This window comes from Blastococcus deserti, assembly GCF_042682525.1.
Classification (GTDB): domain Bacteria; phylum Actinomycetota; class Actinomycetes; order Mycobacteriales; family Geodermatophilaceae; genus Blastococcus_B; species Blastococcus_B deserti.
This window is the reverse complement of record NZ_JBHUHP010000030.1, coordinates 470,559-488,198: the sequence shown is the minus strand read 5'-3', so window position 1 is coordinate 488,198 and position 17,640 is coordinate 470,559. Positions and strand designations below refer to the sequence as shown.

The 17,640-nt window shown below is 73.2% G+C and carries 17 protein-coding genes and 1 pseudogene; 10 read left to right on the top strand and 8 right to left on the bottom strand.

Annotation, left to right across the window (positions count from 1 at the left end):
- Window positions 1–86: 86 nt before the first annotated feature.
- The 3 genes from ACFSHS_RS22250 to ACFSHS_RS22240 are packed head-to-tail and all read right to left on the bottom strand — an operon-like array spanning window position 87 to window position 2,684.
- Window positions 87–791, bottom strand: a complete 705-nt coding sequence (locus ACFSHS_RS22250; protein ID WP_376881010.1) for a response regulator — start codon at window positions 789–791, stop codon at window positions 87–89.
- On the bottom strand, window positions 788–2,131 hold the full coding sequence (locus ACFSHS_RS22245) for a sensor histidine kinase (protein ID WP_376881007.1): 1,344 nt from the start codon (window positions 2,129–2,131) through the stop codon (window positions 788–790). The genes ACFSHS_RS22250 and ACFSHS_RS22245 overlap by 4 nt, the downstream gene beginning before the upstream one ends.
- Window positions 2,109–2,684, bottom strand: a complete 576-nt coding sequence (locus tag ACFSHS_RS22240; protein WP_376881005.1) for a hypothetical protein — start codon at window positions 2,682–2,684, stop codon at window positions 2,109–2,111. Before ACFSHS_RS22240 ends, ACFSHS_RS22245 begins: the two co-directional genes overlap by 23 nt.
- Window positions 2,685–3,026: 342 nt before the next feature.
- On the opposite strand from ACFSHS_RS22240, the gene ACFSHS_RS22235 reads away from it, so the two are divergent.
- From ACFSHS_RS22235 to ACFSHS_RS22595, 4 genes are all read left to right on the top strand, one after another.
- The gene (locus ACFSHS_RS22235; RefSeq protein WP_376881003.1) at window positions 3,027–3,449 is read left to right on the top strand and encodes a Fur family transcriptional regulator; all 423 of its coding nucleotides are present in this window, start codon (window positions 3,027–3,029) and stop codon (window positions 3,447–3,449) included.
- 46 nt (window positions 3,450–3,495) lie between these two features.
- Window positions 3,496–5,715, top strand: a complete 2,220-nt coding sequence (katG, locus tag ACFSHS_RS22230; protein ID WP_376881000.1) for a catalase/peroxidase HPI — start codon at window positions 3,496–3,498, stop codon at window positions 5,713–5,715.
- Between the two features lie 262 nt (window positions 5,716–5,977).
- Window positions 5,978–7,378 (top strand): glucose-6-phosphate dehydrogenase, encoded by a 1,401-nt coding sequence (locus ACFSHS_RS22225; protein WP_376880998.1) that lies wholly within the window; start codon window positions 5,978–5,980, stop codon window positions 7,376–7,378.
- A 393-nt stretch (window positions 7,379–7,771) separates the two neighbouring features.
- Window positions 7,772–8,203 carry a helix-turn-helix domain-containing protein gene (locus tag ACFSHS_RS22595; RefSeq protein ID WP_458199569.1) on the top strand — a complete coding sequence of 144 codons (432 nt, stop codon included), beginning with the start codon at window positions 7,772–7,774 and terminating at the stop codon, window positions 8,201–8,203.
- Window positions 8,204–8,574: 371 nt separating this feature from the next.
- Here the strand turns inward: ACFSHS_RS22595 and ACFSHS_RS22215 are convergent, their stop codons facing one another.
- Window positions 8,575–9,339 carry an alpha/beta hydrolase gene (locus ACFSHS_RS22215; protein WP_376880996.1) on the bottom strand — a complete coding sequence of 255 codons (765 nt, stop codon included), beginning with the start codon at window positions 9,337–9,339 and terminating at the stop codon, window positions 8,575–8,577.
- A gap of 149 nt (window positions 9,340–9,488) precedes the next feature.
- Here ACFSHS_RS22215 and ACFSHS_RS22210 point away from each other — a divergent pair, with 149 nt between their 5' ends.
- Complete coding sequence (locus ACFSHS_RS22210; RefSeq protein ID WP_376880993.1) at window positions 9,489–9,638, top strand: Zn-dependent oxidoreductase; 150 nt, start codon at window positions 9,489–9,491, stop codon at window positions 9,636–9,638.
- Between the two features lie 56 nt (window positions 9,639–9,694).
- On the opposite strand, the gene ACFSHS_RS22205 is transcribed toward ACFSHS_RS22210, so the two are convergent.
- Window positions 9,695–10,576 (bottom strand): helix-turn-helix transcriptional regulator, encoded by an 882-nt coding sequence (locus ACFSHS_RS22205; protein WP_376880991.1) that lies wholly within the window; start codon window positions 10,574–10,576, stop codon window positions 9,695–9,697.
- 149 nt (window positions 10,577–10,725) lie between these two features.
- Between ACFSHS_RS22205 and ACFSHS_RS22200 the strand changes: the two genes are divergently transcribed.
- From ACFSHS_RS22200 to ACFSHS_RS22180, 5 genes and pseudogenes are all read left to right on the top strand, one after another.
- On the top strand, window positions 10,726–11,766 hold the full coding sequence (locus ACFSHS_RS22200; RefSeq protein ID WP_376880988.1) for an NAD(P)-dependent alcohol dehydrogenase: 1,041 nt from the start codon (window positions 10,726–10,728) through the stop codon (window positions 11,764–11,766).
- 121 nt (window positions 11,767–11,887) lie between these two features.
- Window positions 11,888–12,391 (top strand): MFS transporter, encoded by a 504-nt coding sequence (locus tag ACFSHS_RS22195; RefSeq protein WP_376880985.1) that lies wholly within the window; start codon window positions 11,888–11,890, stop codon window positions 12,389–12,391.
- Window positions 12,282–12,569 (top strand): annotated as a pseudogene (locus ACFSHS_RS22190) (hypothetical protein); the annotation flags it as partial. The gene ACFSHS_RS22195 and the pseudogene ACFSHS_RS22190, both read left to right, overlap by 110 nt.
- Window positions 12,570–12,676: 107 nt before the next feature.
- Window positions 12,677–13,012: a hypothetical protein gene (locus ACFSHS_RS22185; protein ID WP_376881158.1), complete on the top strand. Its 336-nt coding sequence runs from the start codon at window positions 12,677–12,679 to the stop codon at window positions 13,010–13,012.
- A 57-nt stretch (window positions 13,013–13,069) separates the two neighbouring features.
- A complete protein-coding gene (locus tag ACFSHS_RS22180; RefSeq protein ID WP_376880982.1) occupies window positions 13,070–14,041 on the top strand; it encodes a quinone oxidoreductase family protein in 972 nt (323 codons plus the stop codon).
- A 57-nt stretch (window positions 14,042–14,098) separates the two neighbouring features.
- On the opposite strand, the gene ACFSHS_RS22175 is transcribed toward ACFSHS_RS22180, so the two are convergent.
- From ACFSHS_RS22175 to ACFSHS_RS22165, 3 genes are read right to left on the bottom strand one after another with little or no spacing between them, the layout of a single operon-like run.
- Window positions 14,099–15,055: a VWA domain-containing protein gene (locus tag ACFSHS_RS22175; protein WP_376880979.1), complete on the bottom strand. Its 957-nt coding sequence runs from the start codon at window positions 15,053–15,055 to the stop codon at window positions 14,099–14,101.
- Window positions 15,052–16,080, bottom strand: coding sequence for a DUF58 domain-containing protein (locus tag ACFSHS_RS22170; protein WP_376880976.1), 1,029 nt, complete (start codon window positions 16,078–16,080; stop codon window positions 15,052–15,054). Before ACFSHS_RS22170 ends, ACFSHS_RS22175 begins: the two co-directional genes overlap by 4 nt.
- Window positions 16,077–17,360 carry an AAA family ATPase gene (locus tag ACFSHS_RS22165; RefSeq protein WP_458199568.1) on the bottom strand — a complete coding sequence of 428 codons (1,284 nt, stop codon included), beginning with the start codon at window positions 17,358–17,360 and terminating at the stop codon, window positions 16,077–16,079. Before ACFSHS_RS22165 ends, ACFSHS_RS22170 begins: the two co-directional genes overlap by 4 nt.
- Window positions 17,361–17,640: the final 280 nt, after the last annotated feature.

Sequence of the window (17,640 nt, the reverse complement as noted above, 5' to 3'; positions counted from 1 at the left end):
CTGCCCGGCGCCCCAGCCGGGCATCCGGCGACGCTGTCACCACTCCCGGGAACGACGGCCCGCGAATCGTCTGGTCGGTTCCACCCTCAGCTCGAGCGCCAGCCGGCGGCCGGGGGTGGCGCCTGTCCCGGCCGTACGAGTCCGGACTGGTAGGCGACGACGGCCGCCTGCACCCGGTCACGCAGACCCAGCTTGAAGATGATCCGGCTGACGTGGCTCTTGACCGTCGCCTCCCCGACCACGAGGTGCGTCGCGATCTCGACGTTCGAGAGGCCGTGGGCGATCAGCACGAGGACCTCTCGCTCGCGCGACGTCAGGCGCTTGAGCTCCTCCGGGCTGGCGGCGAGGGGTTCAGGTCGTGCCGCGAACTCGGCGATGAGTTGATGCGCGACGGCGGGATCGAGCCACGCCTCGTCGTCGGCGACCGCGCGTATCGCTGCCACGAGCTCGTCCGGCGCGGCGTCCTTGAGGAGAAAGCCCGAGGCCCCCGCGCGTAGCGCTGCGTAGACCGCCTCGCTGACGTGGTAGGTGGTCAGGATCAGGACCTTCGGCCGGCTCCCGTCCGGCCCGTCGGCCTCCGCCAGGATCTGCTTGGTCGCCTCGACCCCGTCCATGCCCGGCATGCGGACGTCCATCACGACGACGTCAGGTCGCTGCAGCCGCGTCTGCTCGACGGCGCTCGCCCCGTCACCGACCTCGCACACGACCTCGATGTCCGGCTCCACCCGGAGCAGCATCGCGAAGCCGGCTCGGACCAGGGGCTGGTCGTCGCAGAGCAGGACGCGGATCATCCTGGTTCCGCCTTCACCGCGTCCGGGGACGAAGGCTGGCGACCGGCTTCCCCGGCGTACGGCGCCGGCATCGGCATCGGCATCGGCATCGGCGCAGCCGGTAGCGACGCCCGGACCTCGAAACCGCCTCCGGGCCGGATCCCCGCTGCCAGTCCACCACCCACCGCTCGAGCGCGTTCGTTGACGCCGAGCAGGCCGTGACCGGTCGAGAGCGTGGCACGGGCTGCCGGACTCTCGCCTCGACCGTCGTCCTGGATGGACAGGAGAAGCGTCGAGTCGTCCCAGTGCAGCTCGACGGCCGCGTGCGCACCGGGCCCGGCGTGCTTCAGCACGTTCGTCAGCGCCTCCTGCACGATGCGGTGCGCGGCGAGATCGACGCTGGGGTCGAGCCGCCCGGGTGTGCCCATGCGGCGGACAGCCACGTCGAGTCCGGCCTTGCGCATGCGGTCCACGAGCTCGTCGACCTCCCCCAGGCCGGGATTCGGGGTCCTGGTGGAGCCCTCCGGCTGACCCGGCTGCTGACCCAGCACCCTCAGGAGCCGACGGAGCTCGATCATCGCCTGCTTTCCCGTCTCCTCGATGTTCGTGAGCGCGCCTTCGGCCTGTCGGGGGTCGCGGGGCAGGACCCTGCGGGCACCGGCGGCCTGGACCACCATGATCGTCACGGCGTGCGCCACGATGTCGTGGAGCTCCCGGGCGATGCGGTCCCTCTCAGCGGTCACCGCCTCGCGGGCCGCTCGGTCGCGGCGAGCGAGCAGGTCTGCGCGATCCTGACGCGTGCGGCCGACCCAGACCCCTACGCCCCACGTCACCAGGTCCAGGAGCGCGAACAGCGGGATCCCGCCCCACAGGGTCGCCGCGCGCAGCGAGGAGGGCACGTCGGCGAGTTCGGCGACGAGGGAGAGGCCGGACACCACGAACGCGGCAGCCAGGGCCGGAACGGACCGCGCAGGCCGGCAGACGGCCGCCACCGTGTAGAGCGCCAGCAGCACCGACAGTGTCGGGCGGTAGCCACTGACGAGGAGGTGGGCGGCGACGCTGTGCAGCCACACAGCCGCGAACACCGCCAGCGGCGCTCGCCGTCGCCACGCCAGCGGCACGTAGCCCGCCACGGCGAGCAGCAGGACGGGCGGGCTCGGCTGGAGGTCGGCCAGGAGCGCCGGCTGCTGCCCGGGGGCCCACTGCGTCGTCATGTCCAGCACCGCCACCGCGGCCGCCAGGGCGACGTCGTCGTAGGGGTGGAGCCGGGCGAGGCGGCCCCGCCAGGGCACGGTCATGCCCGTCATGACTGCGGGAAGCTCTCCGGGCAGCCCGGCCTCAGGGACGCCACGGGAGCTCATGGGGATGGCACCTCGGGCTGAACACGCAGTTGAGGATCTGCCCTGGCGTCCTCCCGATCCGCTGGACCTGCAACTCCAGGCGCTGTGCTGCCTCGACCGCCTCCACCGCACGCAGAGCCTCCTGGTCGAGGCCGGCCAGGTACTCGGGCAGCAGGCCGAGCGACGTCAGGGCGGCGACCAGGTCGTCGCGCTCGCTCAACGCCTGGCGGACGACGTCGGTGGGCGGTAGGGCGGGTGCGCGGGTGGCATAGACGGAGCCGTGAGCGAGCCGGACGGTCGCCACTCGAACCTGCGGTGCCGACTCCAGACTGGCGACTTCGAGGTGACGCGGACGGAGGCGTTCGACGAGCGCGTCGGAATCCGGGGCCGTGGGCGAGATGAGGACCTCGAGGTCCAGGGGGTCATCCCACTCGGCGCCTTCGGGAAGGACGAAAACAGCGAGGTCGGTGCCGTAGAGGACACCGAGCGCGAGATGCCCCTCGGTCGCGACGGGGGTCCTGGCCCTGTCCTGCAGCGAGACGATCAGGTCGCCGGGTTCGTCGGGATAGGCCATGACCCCTCCACTCCCCAGCGGGTCGACCGGGGCGATCGCCCGTCGAAGCCCATTGACGACCGTTCCGCGCCGCACGGCTCGGTCTGCTCCATTCTCGACCAGGGGGCCGACCCTGTCGCCCCCCTCGGGGCGGGGGCGCAGCCTTCACCCCCGAGCGGTACGGCGGCGCCGACATCCGCCCCCAGGAGGACGTCCGCGCCCGTTGCATCCGTCCCCTGCCGGCCGCCGGCGGTCATCGGCCGGCGGGCGGCTGGTGTCCCGGGTTCGGGATCAGCGGTCGAGCAGCACGGCGCAGCCCCGCCGGATCTTGACTGATTCAAGGAAAGCGGTGAGGATGGGGCCGTGCCGGATGCCGTAGAACTCGAGCGCGTGCTGCGCGCGGCGGGTCTCCGGGTCACCCGCCCCCGCCTGGCGGTGCTGGACGCCGTCCACGCGCACCCGCACGTCGACACCGAGGTGCTGATCGACGCCGCCCGCGCCCGCCTGGGCGCGGTGTCGCACCAGGCGGTGTACGACGTGCTGCACGTCCTGACCGACCGGGGCCTGGTGCGGCGCATCCAGCCGCAGGGCTCGGTCGCGCGCTACGAGGCACGCGTGGGGGACAACCACCACCACCTGGTCTGCCGATCCTGCGGCGCGATCGTCGACGTCGACTGCGCCGTGGGCGCGGCTCCGTGCCTCAGCCCCTCCGACGACGCCGGCTTCGTCGTCGACGAGGCCGAGGTCGTCTTCTGGGGCCGTTGCCCCACCTGCGCCACCGCCTGACCCACCGACCGTCCACCCTCCCGTCCCACGCCCAGAAAGGCCCGCAGTGACCAACGAGTCCGACAAGATCCGCACCGAGAGCACGAGCGAGAGCGAGAACCCGGCGATCCCGTCGCCGACCCAGGTCACCAACCGCCGGCCGCGGAGCAACCGGGACTGGTGGCCCAACCAGGTCGACCTCTCCGTGCTCAACAAGCCCTCGAAGGACTCCGACCCGCTCGGCGAGGACTTCGACTACAAGGCGGCCTTCGCCGAGCTGGACGTCGAGGAGCTCAAGCGCGACCTGGTCCAGGTCATGCGCACGTCGCAGGACTGGTGGCCGGCCGACTGGGGCCACTACGGCCCGCTGTTCATCCGCATGTCGTGGCACGCCGCGGGCACCTACCGCATCGCCGACGGCCGGGGCGGCGGCGGGCAGGGCGGCCAGCGCTTCGCCCCGCTCAACAGCTGGCCGGACAACGCGAACCTGGACAAGGCCCGCCGCCTGCTGCTGCCCATCAAGCAGAAGTACGGCCGCAAGCTGTCCTGGGCCGACCTGCTGGTCCTCGCCGGCAACGTGGCCCACGACGACATGGGCCTGCCGACCTTCGGCTTCGCCTTCGGCCGCGAGGACACCTGGCAGCCCGAGGAGGTCTTCTGGGGACCGGAGGACACCTGGCTCGGCGACGAGCGCTACGCCGACCAGGCCCAGCTCGACCTGGAGGACGGCCCGCTCGCCAACGTGACCATGGGGCTGATCTACGTCAATCCCGAGGGCCCGAAGGGCCAGCCGGACCCGCTCGCCTCCGCCCACGACATCAAGGTGACCTTCCGGCGGATGGGCATGACCGACGAGGAGACCGTCGCCCTCATCGGCGGCGGCCACACCTTCGGCAAGACGCACGGCGCGGGCAACCCCGAGCTCGTCGGCCCGGAGCCCGAGGGCTGCCCCGTGCACGGCAACGGTCTCGGCTGGATCAGCCAGCACGGCACCGGCAAGGGGGCCGACACGATCACCAGCGGCCTCGAGGGCGCCTGGACCCCGACGCCCACGCAGTGGGACAACTCCTACTGGGAGACCCTCTTCGGTTTCGAGTGGGAGCTCGTCGAGAGCCCGGCCGGCGCCAAGCAGTGGCAGCCCAAGAACCCCGAGGCGCAGGAGCTCGTGCCCGACGCCCACATCCAGGGCAAGAAGAACCCGCCGATGATGGCGACGACCGACCTCGCCCTCATCGCCGACCCCGAGTTCCGCGTGTTCGCGGAGCGGTTCCGTGACGACCCCGAGTACTTCGCCGACCAGTACGCCCGCGCCTGGTTCAAGCTGCTGCACCGCGACATGGGGCCGAAGAGCCGCTACCTGGGCCCGGACGTCCCGAGCGAGGACCTGATCTGGCAGGACCCGGTCCCGCCGGTCGACCACGAGCTGGTCGGTGACGCCGAGGTCGCGGACCTCAAGCAGCGGCTGCTCTCCTCCGGCCTGACCGTGTCGCAGCTGGTGCACACGGCGTGGTCGGCCGCCGCGTCGTACCGCGGCACGGACAAGCGCGGCGGGGCGAACGGCGCCCGACTGCGTCTCGAGCCGCAGACCGGCTGGGCGGTCAACGAGGGCGTCCGCGACGTCCTGCCGGTGCTCGAGCGGGTGAAGGGCGAGTTCGAGCAGCAGACGGGCAAGAAGGTCTCGCTCGCCGACCTGATCGTGCTCGGCGGCAGCGCGGCGGTGGAGAAGGCGGCGGCGGACGCCGGCGTTCCGGTCACCGTGCCCTTCCACCCGGGCCGCACCGACGCCTCGCAGGAGCAGACCGACATCGAGAACTTCGGCTGGCTCGAGCCGCAGGCCGACGGGTTCCGCAACTGGATCCGGCCGGGCAGCAAGCTCGCCCCCGAGACGCTGCTGGTCGACCGCGCCTACATGCTGGAGCTGACCGCCAGGGAGATGACGGTCCTGCTGGGCGGCCTGCGCGTGCTCGGCGCCAACACCGGCGGCGTGCGGCACGGCGTCTTCACCGACCGCCCCGGCGTGCTGTCGCAGGACTTCTTCCGCAACCTGCTCGACCTGGGCGTCTCGTGGCGCAGCTCGGTCGACACCGAGGGCGTCTACGAGGGGCTGGACGCCGACGGCAACGTCGTCCGCACGGCCACCGCGGCCGACCTGGTGTTCGGCTCGAACTCGATCCTGCGCGGCATCGTCGAGGTGTACTCCTCCGACGACGCGCAGGAGAAGTTCGCGCGGGACTTCGTGGCCGCCTGGGTGAAGGTCATGGAGCTGGACCGCTACGACCTGCGGTAGGCACCACCTGTCCGGATGCCCCGGCCCGCACCGCGCGGGCCGGGGCATCCGCGCGCCGGGCGGGCTCCTCCAGCGACAGCTGCAGCCCGGGACGGGTTCACGCTCAGGCCGCGCGTGCGAACGCCTCCTCGGCCGCGTGGACGCGGGTCGCGGGGCTCGGGAAGGATGGTCGCGCCATGGTCACCGCCCCGCCGCCCGCCCGACCCGACCGATGGCTCGGACGCAGCCGATCCCCGGTCCGCACCCTCCTCCAGGAGAACTCGTGATCAGCCGGTTGCTCCTGTTCGGTGCTACGGGCGACCTCGCCGGGCGCTTCCTGCTGCCCGCGCTCGCCCGGCTGTCGGCCGACGGCCGGGTGCCCGACGGCCTGCAGGTCGTGGGCAGCGCCCACCAGGACTGGGACGACCGGACCTTCCGATCCCACGTGGCCACCCGATTGCAGCAGCACGCCGGGGACGTGCCGATCGAGGCACGCGACGCGCTGATCAGTCGCCTGCGGTACCGGGCGGTCGACCTCGAGGCGGCGGGCAGCGTCGCTGCCGCGGTGGGCGCGTTCGATGACGGCGGCGATGCCGTTGACCGGCCGGCGGTAGCGGTCTACCTGGCTCTTCCCCCGGTGCTGTTCCCAGCGGTGCTGGGCGCGCTCGGCGGCGCGGACCTTCCGGTCGGCAGCCGCATCGCCGTGGAGAAGCCGTTCGGTACCGATCTGACGAGCGCGGTGGCGCTGAACGAGCTGCTCACCCGCGTGACCGGCGGGGTGGAGGAGGCTGCCTTTCGCGTCGATCACTTCCTCGGGATGCCGAAGGTGCAGGCACTGCTCGACCGGCACGCCCCCGGCCGCCCGCTGACCCCCGTCTGGAACAGCGCCTCCATCGCACAGGTCGACGTGCTGTGGGAGGAGACGCTGGGGCTCGGGGGCCGGGCGGACTTCTACGACCGGACCGGCGCCGTCCGGGACGTGATGCAGAACCACATGCTCCAGGTCCTGACCCTGGTCGCGATGGAGCCGCCGGCCCGGCAGACCGAGGGCGAGCTGCATGCGGCCAAGCTGGAGCTGCTCCGGTCCGTTCGCGTGTGCTCCGCGGCCGAGGTCCCGTTCCGGACCCGACGGGCGCGCTATGCCGCCGGGACGCTGGCCGAGCCCGGCGCGACCGGCGGTCGGGCCGTGCCCGGGTACAGCGACGAGGACGGCGTGGACCCCGCTCGCGGCACCGAGACCTACGCCGAGCTGCTGCTGGAACTGGACACACCTCGGTGGACCGGCACCCGGTTCGTGCTGCGCACCGGCAAGGCACTGGGCACGGCGCGCAAGGGCGTCGCCCTCCACTTCCGGACCGCCGCGCCGGCGTGCGACCCGGGCGACGCCGAGCGGGTGGCGGCCGACCGGCTCTGGATCGAGCTGGACGCGCCGCTGGAGAGCCGGCAGCCCGGCGTGCAGGTGACCGCCCCGGGCGAGCGCGCCGCGTACGGCCAGGTCCTGACCGATCTCCTGTCCGGCGGCAGCCGACTCTCGGTCAGCGGCGAGGAGGCGGAGCAGGCCTGGCGGATCGTCGATCCGGTGCTGCAGGCGTGGGCGCGGAACGCCGTGCCGCTGCTGGAGTACCCCGCCGGTGGGGCCGGCCCTCCCCCGCTCGAGCAGACCGCCGGCTCGGCGCGGGGGTGAGTTCGGGGCGAACCGCCTACACCTCCCGTCCGGGGAGTCAGCCCGCACGGGATCGCCTCTTGCGCTGTCGGCTGTCACGAAGCCGTCGCGCGCCGGCTCGGTCGGAAGGTCTACGACGTCTCGACCGCCGGCAGCAACGACGCAGACGCGCCCCCAGGCCTTGTCGGAGGCCTCGGTCGACGCGGCATTCCGAACGAGCGGCGACTGCCCGGTGGTCGCCGATCTCCGCGGTCGCCCCATTCGTGCCACCCGCCTCGCGCATCCCCCGGGCCACGCCGGGCGCACGGTCAACATCTGACGAAACGGACCGGTCCGTCTCGTCGCCGCTCACCCTCGCGGGCACGGTTGCTTCCCCTTACGTTCAGTAGCAGCACAAGCGCGCACCGTCGCCGGATGAGAGCCGGCCTCGCGTCACCGAGGACCACCACCGAGGAGAACCACGTGTCCCTGCCGCACCGCTCCCCCGCTCCCGCTTACTCCCGCCCGGTCGCCTACGGCCAGCGCCCCTCCCCCCGCTCCGCGATGCCCGGCTCGGGCCCGACGGTCAAGCACCCCGTGGCCGCCCGCCCCATGGGTGTCCGCCCCGAGGCTGGACGCCCGACGGCGGCGGGCCCCGTGATGCAGCGGCCGGCCCCGGCCCCTCGCGCGGCCGTCACCTTCCTGACGGTGACCGAGGTCGCGGCGATCATGCGGGTCTCGAAGATGACCGTGTACCGCCTCGTGCACGCCGGTGAACTGGCCGCCGTCCGAGTGGGCCGGTCCTTCCGGGTTCCCGAGCCGGCTGTGCGCGACTACCTGACCGGCGCCCGCACCGACGTCGCCTGACCGAGCGGCCCGGCTGAGGAGAGGCCCGCAGCGCCGTCGCCCAGGGGCACGGACCGGGCGGACCTCCAGCAGCCGCATCGTCGCCTGAGCTCTGCGACCCGTGCCGGAGGGCCGTGCGCCAATGTCCTAGGTCCGGTCGATGCGAGCCGTGCAGATCACCCACTTCGGCGGCCCCGAGGTCCTCGACGTCGTCGACGTCCCGGAGCCGGAGGCCGGGGACGGCCAGAAGCTGTACGACGTCTCCACCGCCGGCATCGGCTACGCCGACACCCACCACTCCATGGCGCGGGAGGTACATCGGAGGTCCTGGCTCAGCACTGTCGAAGCGGTGCCCTTCAGCCCACGGACCGCCGGAGATCACGCCCCCCGAGTCAACGCAGCCAGTCCGCGGCTTCCCGGGCGATGTCAGGCGGCACGGTGTGCGGCCCGGAGAACTCGCGGTACGTCACGTCGTACCCGTCGTCGCGCAGTTCGGGCACGATCCTCCTGCTGGTCCGGTCGACCGGCAGGACTTCGTCGGCGTCGCCGTGGGAGACGAACACCAGCGGGGTGCCTTGGCGCTCCGCCCCCGGCGGCACGAAGCCGGGGGAGAACGCGACGATTCTCCGGAACAGGTCGCCGTTGGCCAGGCCCAGGCCGAGTGCGTAGGAGGCACCGTCGGAGAACCCGGCCACCGCCACTCGACCCGCATCGACCGCGAACCCGGAGAACACCCGCGTCAGCGCCCGGTCGATGACTGCGGCGTCCCGCCCGTAGGCACCGCGGACGGCGTCCCACGTCGTCTCGCGGGACGCCGGCGCCAGCAGCAGCAGGCCACGTTCATCCGCCAGAGGCTGCAGCAGCGCCAGTCCGGCGGCTGCGTCGCCCCCCGCTCCGTGCAGGGTCAGGACGAGCGGCGCCGCCGTATCCGGAGCGACAGTCGGCGGGACGTACAGGAGCGGGTCCCGGTCGGCCTCGAGACCCAGCGGATGGGTGCCGGGAGTGCTCGGTGGTCCATTCGAGGACCCGGTCGGCGCTGCTCCGGGGCGCGCCGTCAGAGCTGCGCCATCTGCCTGCCCGGCCCCACCACGGACTCCGTCCGGGAGCCGGATGCCGCAAGCAGCGAGCAGGCCGGCGCCCGTGGTCCCGCCAGTCACCAAGAGGAACTGTCGGCGCGTCAGCACAGGCTTCTCCTACCCCGACCTGACGGGTTCCCCTGCGGAGGCGCTCGATCGTTCGTCGAGGCACCGCGACGGTGTCCCTGTCCGCGTCCGGCTCCCGAGGACCGCGCCCTAGCCTGACGGGCATGCGAGCTGTGCAGATCACCCGCGTCGGCGGCCCCGAGGTCCTCGACGTCGTCGACCTCCCCGAGCCGGAGCCTGGCGAGGGCCAGAGGCTCTACGAGGTCAGCTCGGCAGAAGTCAACTTCGCCGACACCCACCACCGCGTGTCCTGAGACCTACCTGAGCACGCCGGGCCGGACGACTCCCATCGCAGTCCCGGATAACGGGGTCAGGACGGGTCCGCCGCCCGAGCGACCACGTCGACGGCGGTCGCCGCCCAGCTGGAGAGCAGCTTGAGGCCGTCCTCCGACGGCGACCCGGGTTCGGCGGTGTAGACGGTCAGGCGGAGATCCGACCGGTCCTCGGCGGGCAGGTCGAGGGTGCAGTAGGTGAGGTCGACGGTGCCGACGACCGGGTGGCGGAATTGCTTGGCACCGTTGTGGTGGATGCGCACGTCGTGGGCGGCCCACCGGACCCGGAACTCCTCGCTGACCGTCGAGAGCTCCCCGACCAGTTCGCGCAGCTGCGCGTCGTGCGGACGGCGGCCGGCCTCGGCACGGAGCAGGGCGACGGTGATGTTGGCGGCGCCCTCCCAGTCCGGGTAGAAGTCGCGTGCCCCCTGGTCGAGGAACTGAAACCGGGCGAAGTTCGCCCGCCCCCGCGGGTTGTCGAACAGCGGGAAGTGCAGCGCCCGCCCGAGGGCGTTGGTGGCGACGATGTCCAGGCGGCCGTTCGCGACGAAAGCGGCCGAGCCCGTCATCGTGTCCAGCATCCACTGCACTCGCGGCTGGATGGACGTCTTGCCGCGACGCTGCGGCGTGCGGTTCGGCTTGGCGGCGCGGGCCAGGTCGAACAGGTAGGTCCGCTCGGCGTTGTCGAGCTGCAGCGCCCGGGCGACGGCCTCCAGCACGTCCTCGGAGACGCCGGCGATGTGGCCCTTCTCCAGCCGGGTGTACCAGTCGGTGCTCACCCCGGCGAGGACGGCGACCTCCTCCCGCCGCAGCCCCTTCACCCGTCGCCGTCCACCCCCGGGCAGCAGCCCGGCCTGCTCCGGCGTGATCCGGGCGCGGCGACTGACGAGGAAGTCGCGGATGTCGGAGCGGTTGTCCACGCCCTCGACGCTACGTCGCTCCGCCGGTGGAGGGAGGTCGAGCTTGTACCCCCCACAAACCCGCCCTCCCACGCCCGGGACAGGTGGCGTTCCGTGGAGCGCAGCGCCACTCCACCGCCGATCGCTCATCCACGCACACGAGGAGCACCATGCGCGTCAACGCCTACGCCGCCCCCGCCGCCGGGGAGCCCCTGGCCCCCGCCACCATCGAGCGCCGGGACGTCGGCGCGAACGACGTCCTCATCGAGATCCAGTACGCCGGCATCTGCCACTCCGACATCCACACCGTCAACGGCGACTGGGGCCCGCAGCCCTTCCCCGTCGTCCCCGGCCACGAGATTGTCGGCGTCGTCGCCGAGGTCGGCGCCGACGTGACGCGGCACCGGGCGGGTGACCGGGTGGGCGTGGGCTGCATGGTCAACAGCTGCGGCGAGTGCGCCAACTGCCGCAACGGCGACGAGCAGTACTGCGTCCCGGGCATGGTCGCCACCTACGCCGGCACCGACCGCGACGGCACCACGACGCAGGGCGGCTACTCCACCCACGTCGTCGTGGACGCCGGCTACGTCCTCTCCGTCCCGGAGGGCATCGAGGCGGCGGCCGCCGCACCCCTGCTGTGCGCCGGCATCACCACGTACTCGCCGCTGCGCCGCTGGGGCGCGGGCCCCGGCAAGCGCGTCGCCGTCGTCGGGCTCGGCGGTCTCGGGCACATGGCCGTCAAGCTCGCGCACGCCATGGGCGCCGAGGTGACGGTGCTGTCGCAGTCGCTGAAGAAGCAGGAGGACGGCCTGCGCCTCGGGGCGGACGCCTACTTCGCGACCAGCGACCCGGAGACCTTTGCCGAGCTGGCCGGCCGGTTCGACCTGATCGTCAACACCGTGAGTGCGCCGATCGACGTGAACGCGTACCTGTCGCTGCTCGCCGTGGACGGCGCGCTGGTCAACGTCGGGGCACCGGCCGAGCCGCTCGCCGTGAACGCGATGTCCCTCATCGGGGGCCGCCGCACGTTCGCCGGTTCGATGATCGGCGGCATCGCCGCGACCCAGGAGATGCTTGACTTCTGCGCCGAGTACGGCATCGGCGCCGAGGTCGAGATCATCGCCGCCGACCGGATCAACGAGGCCTACGAGCGCGTCCTGGCCTCCGACGTCCGCTACCGGTTCGTCATCGACGCCGCCACCCTGCGGTGACCTACGACCAGCTGACCCGTCCGGCCGGGCCGGCGGCACTGTCCGCCGTCCCGACCGGGAACGCCGTCCCGACCGGGCGGCTCCCGTTCGTCGTGTACGTGCTCGCCGTCGCACGTTCCTCATGCTCACCACCGAGTTCGTCGTCGCCGGTCTGCTCCCGGAGATCGCCGGCGACCTGCAGGTCAGCGTGGCCCAGGCCGGGTTGCTGATCACTGTGTTCGGCGTCGGCATGGTGGTCGGCGCGCCCACGATGGCGCTGTTAACCCGGCGGATGCCGCGACGGACGACGCTGGTGCTCGCCCTGGTCGTGTTCGCGGTCGGCCATCTCGTGGTCGCCGTCGGCTCCAGCTTCGCGCTGCTGCTCGCCGCTCGGTTCGTCACCGCCTTCGCGACCGGGGCGTTCTGGGCGGTGGCGTCGGTGGCGGCGACCCGCGCCGCCGGTCCCGGCGCCAGCGCCCCGGGCACTCGGGCTGGTCGGCGCCGGCGGAATGCTCGCCAACGTCCTCGGGGGTGCCGCTCGGCGCGTTCGCCGGCTAACTGTCGGGCTGGCGAGGGCCTTCTGGGCCCTCGCCGCCCTGGCACTCGCCGCCGTGCCCCTCATCGCGCGGCACGTCCACCGGGATGAGGACGAGCAGCAGCCGGTCCCGCTGCGCTCGGAGCTCGGTTCCATGCGGTCCGGCCGGCTGTGGCTGGTCCTCGCCGCCTGCGCGACCACCACCGGCGGCGTGCTGTCGGTCTACTCCTTCATCTCCCCGCTGCTCACCGACCGGGCCGGCCTCGCACCCACGTGGGTGCCGCTGGTCCTCGTCGGGTTCGGCGTCGGCTCCCTCATAGGCACCATCCACGGCGGCCGGCTGGCTACGCCCGGCCGCACACCACCACCATCGCGGTCGCGGCGTCCACCACGGTCGTGCTGCTGGCGCTCTGCCGGTTCTCGGCCTACCCCGTGCCGACGGTGCTGCTGGCGGTCCTGGTCGGGCTGCTCGGGCTCAGCGCCAACCCGGTGCTGTCGGCGCTCGCGGTCCGCTTCGCCGGTGTGGCGCCCACGCTAGGCGTGGCGATGTCGGTCTCGGGCTACAACCTCGGCACCGCCGTCGATTCCGGGATCGCCGGCTCCGCGCTCGAGTCCGGCCTGGGGGCCACAGGCCCCGCCCTGGTCGGGACGGGTATCGCCGCGCTGACCCTCGTCCCCACGATCGCCATCGCGGTGCTCTGTCACCGCACGCCGGGAGGAGGAGGAGCGTGAGCACCGTCGTCAGGTGCCGCCGCCTCGGCGCACGCCTGCTCCCCTAGCCTCACCTGCATGCGTGCCGTGCAGATCACCCGCTTCGGCGGCCCCGAGGTCATGGACATCGTCGACCTCCCCGAGCCGGAGCCTGGCGAGGGCCAGAGGCTCTACGAGGTCAGCTCGGCAGGAGTCAACTTCGCCGACACCCACCAGATCGAGAACTCCTACCTCGCCGCCCAGCAGCTGCCGCTGATCCCGGGCGCGGAGTTCGTCGGCACCCCGGTCGGTGGCGGGCCGCGCGTCGTGGGACTGCTCGACGGCGGCGGCTACGCCGAGAAGGCGGTGGCGCACGACGTCCTCACCTGGCCGGTGCCCGACGGTGTCAGCGACGAGCAGGCGCTGGCCGTCGTCCTCCAGGGGGCGACCGCCTGGCACCTGCTGCGCACCAGCGCCCACCTGGCCGAGGGCGAGTCGGTCGTCGTCATCGCCGGCGCCGGTGGCGTCGGGTCCCTGGCCGTGCAACTCGCCCGTCACTGGGGCGCCGGCCGGGTCATCGCCACCGCCTCCAGCCCCGAGAAGCGGGCGCTGGCCGAGGAGCTCGGCGCGCACGCCACCGTCGACCCCGCCCTGGCCGACGACGACCCCAGGCAGTTCACCGGCGCCCTGCGGGAGGCGAACGGCGGCAAGCCGGTCGACATCGTGCTGGAGATGACCGGCGGGAACGTGTTCGCCGGATCGCTGTCGGCGCTGGCGCCCTTCGGCCGGCTGGTCACCTACGGCATGGCCGCCCGGGAGGAGACCAGGGCGGTGCCGCCAGGCGCCCTCATGCAGCGCAGCCGCGCCGTCATCGGCTTCTGGCTGGCCCACTGCATGTCCCGGCCGCGGATGCTCGACGCCGCGATGAACGAGCTGCTGCCGATGGTGGCCGACGGCTCCCTGCGGCCCGTCGTCGGCGGCAGGTACCCGCTGTCCGCCGTCCGCGAGGCCCACCAGGACCTCCTCGCCCGCCGCACCACCGGCAAGCTCGTCCTCGACCCGACGAAGTGATCCGGCTTTCTGTACCGAAAGCTGAGGGGACCCGCACAGCTTTCGGTACAGAAAGCGTCAGACGAGGCGGTTGGTCCAGAGCAGGCTGAGGACGACGCCGAGCAGGGAGAGCAGCACGCCGGCCCGCACGAACCAGGGGCTGATGTCCTGCGGCTCGGTCGTGTAGCCGATCTGGCTGCCCAGGTCGGCGTACACCTGCTCCAGCTCCGCGGCGCTCGCGGCTTCGCTGTAGCTACCACCGGTCTGGTCGGCGATCTCCTCGAGCGTCTCCCGGTCCACCGGCACCGGCACCGTCTCGCCGTCGAGGTCGAGGGTGCCGTAGTCGGTGCCGAAGGCGATCGTGGACACCGGCACCCCGGCCTGCCGGGCGGCGTCGATGGCCTGGGTGTCCTCGCGGCCGACGGTGTTGTAGCCGTCGGACAGCAGCACGATCCGGGCCGGCGCCGCCTCCTGCTCCGCGGCGCCCAGGCTCGACTGGAAGTTCTCGATGGCCGACAGCGAGGTGAACACCGCCTCGCCGATCGCGGTGGCCTCGGCCAGGTCGAGGTTGTCGATCGCCCCGGCCACCTGCGCGCGGTCCGTCGTGGGCGGGACGACCGTGGTGGCCGTGCCCGCGAACGACACCAGCCCCAGGTTGATCCGCTCGGGCAGCACGTCGACGAACTGCTTGGCCGCGGTCTGCATCGCCCGGAAGCGGTCGGGCTCGATGTCGGTCGCCTGCATCGACAGGGACACGTCCACGGCCATGATGACCGTGGCCCGTTCCCGCGGCACCCGCACCTCGGTGCTCGGCACCGCCAGGGAGACCACCAGGGTGGCCAGGCCCAGGGCGACGACGCCGAAGGCGAGGTGCCGCCGCCACCCCGGCCGCTTGGGCACGATCGACCCGAGCAGGGCCACGTTGGTGAACCGCGCGGCGTAGGCCTTCCGGCGCAGCTGAAGCAGCACGTAGAACCCGACGAGGGCGACGACGGCCAGCAGGGCCAGCAGCCACAGGGGTGCCTGGAAGGTCATCGGGACGCCCCTCCACTGCCGGCCCGCCGGCGGTCGGCGACGAAGCGGACCACGTCCATGAGCCAGTCGCGGTCGGTGCGCAGCTGCAGGTGCCCGGCGCCGGCCCGGCGCAACCCCGCGGCCACCCGCCGCCGCTGGGCCGCCGCGCCTTCGGCGAACCGGGCCCGGAACTCCGCGTCCCCGGTCGGCACCTCCAGCGTCTGCCCGGTCTCGGGGTCGACGACGGTCAGCAGCCCCACGTCGGGCAGTTCCAGCTCCCGCGGGTCGACCACCTCGATCGCGAGCAGCTCGTGCCGCGTGCCCAGGCCGCGCAGCGGCCGTTCCCAGTCGCTGTCGCCGAGGAAGTCCGAGATCACCACGACCAGGCCGCGCCGGCGCTGCGGCCGGCGCAGGGTCTCCAGGGCCGCGGCCAGGTCCCCACGGCGGCCACCCGCCGCGCGGGGGGTCGCGACCACCGAGCGCAGCAGCCGCTCGGCGGCCAGCCGGCCGGGCATCGCGGGATAGCGGTCCACCCGCTCCCCCGTCGTGACGACGGCGCCCAGCCGGTTGCCGCCGTGCACGGTGAGGTGCCCGACCGCGGCGAGCCCGGCGATGGCCAGGTCGCGCTTCTGGCAATTGGCGGTGCCGAAGTCCAGGCTCGCGGACAGGTCCACGACCGCCCACGTCTCCAGCTCGCGGTCGGCGATGGTCTCGCGCACGTGCGGCACCTGGGTGCGCGCCGTGACCGGCCAGTCCATCCGCCGGACGTCGTCCCCCGGGTGGTAGGTGCGCGAGTCACCCGCCTCCGAGCCCGATCCGGGCACGAGGCCCAGGTGGTCGCCCTGCAGCAGCCCGTCCAGGCGCCGGCGGACGGTGAGCTCCAGGCGCCGCAGCAGGACGTCGGCGGGACCGTCGGTGAAGCGGGGCGGCGCGCCGTCACCGCTCCCCGGCTCCACACCGGAGCCCGGCGTGGCCGGGTGCAGCAGGAGCCCGGGATGGTCGGGCCCCGGCTGGACCGACTGGGGGGTGCGGCGACGCAGGATCACGCGGGGTGCGGCCCTTGCGCGTAACCGTTGGACGCCGGGCCGTTGACCGCCGGACCGTTGACCGCCACGCCGTTGGACACGGGGCCATCGGACGCGGGCCCGGGCTGGAAGGTGGGCGCGTGCGGAACGGACCCGTTGTGCGGGCCGGGTCCCTGCGGGCCCGGCTGGCCGGGCTGACCCGGATGGCCCGGTCCGAGGTGCGGCACGTGCGGACCGCCCGGCGTGCCCGGCCCGAACCCGGCGGCGTTCTGCCGGGGGGCCACCTGTGGCAGCGGCACGGTCTGCACGATCCGCTTCACGATGTGGTCGGCGGGCACGCCATCGGCCAGCGCGTCATAGGAGAGCACCAGCCGGTGCCGCAGCACGTCCGCCGTGACGTCGAGGACGTCCTGCGGCAGGACGTAGTCGCGGCCGCGGACGAGCGCCAGAGCCCGGCTGGCCGCGATCAGCCCGAGCGAGGCCCGCGGGCTCGCGCCGTAGGACACCCACGTCGCGACGTCCTCCATGCCGTGCTCCCGCGGAGTGCGGGTGGCCACCACCAGCCGGACGACGTAGTCGACCAGCGCGTGGTGCACGAACACCTGCGAGGCGGTCCGCTGCAGCCGGCGCAGCTCGTCGGGCCCGAGCACCGTCTCGGCGACCGGCGGCTCGGAGCCCATCCGGTAGACGATCTCGCGCTCCTCCTCCGGGCTCGGGTAGTCGACGAGCACCTTCATCAGGAAGCGGTCACGCTGCGCCTCGGGCAGCGGGTACACGCCCTCGGACTCGATGGGGTTCTGCGTCGCCAGCACCAGGAAGGGGTCGGGCAGCGGATGGGTGACGCCGCCGATCGAGACCTGCCGCTCGGCCATCACCTCCAGCAGCGCGGACTGCACCTTGGCCGGCGCCCGGTTGATCTCGTCGGTGAGCACGAAGTTGGCGAACACCGGGCCGAGCTCGACGTCGAAGGCGTCCTGCCCGGCCTTGTAGATGCGGGTGCCGATGATGTCGGCCGGCACCAGGTCGGGGGTGAACTGCAGGCGGGCGAACGTCCCCCCGACCGCGGTCGCCAGCGTCTCGACCGCCAGCGTCTTGGCGACGCCGGGGACGCCTTCGAGGAGGACGTGCCCGCGCGCCAGGAGCGCCACGAGCATCCGCTCGACGAGCCGGTCCTGACCGACGATCACCCGCTTGATCTCGAACAGCACCCGCTCCAGCCGGGCTGCGTCCACCGACGGCGGCACGGGCGCACCGGCCCCTGCGGTCGACGTCTCGAGGGGGGTGCTGGCAGCGCTGCTCACGGAACTCCCTGGTCGTGCCGGGCGGCGGTCGCCCGGTCGGGACGGTGCGTCGGCGGGGCGGCAGGACCGTCCCCCGTGCCAGTGTCCTACACGCCGGGGAACCGGCCAGGTGTGCGCAGATCGGAGTTGCCTGGGAGTCGGTTGAGAGTCTTCGGTGCCGGTCCACAGGACCTGCCCGAGGGGGTCGGTGACTGCTAGCCTGGATGCTGCGTCGGGCAGCTCCCCCCGTGGCTGCCCGACGCCCTCATGCCTGGGCCGGTGACCGTTCCCGCCCGACGAT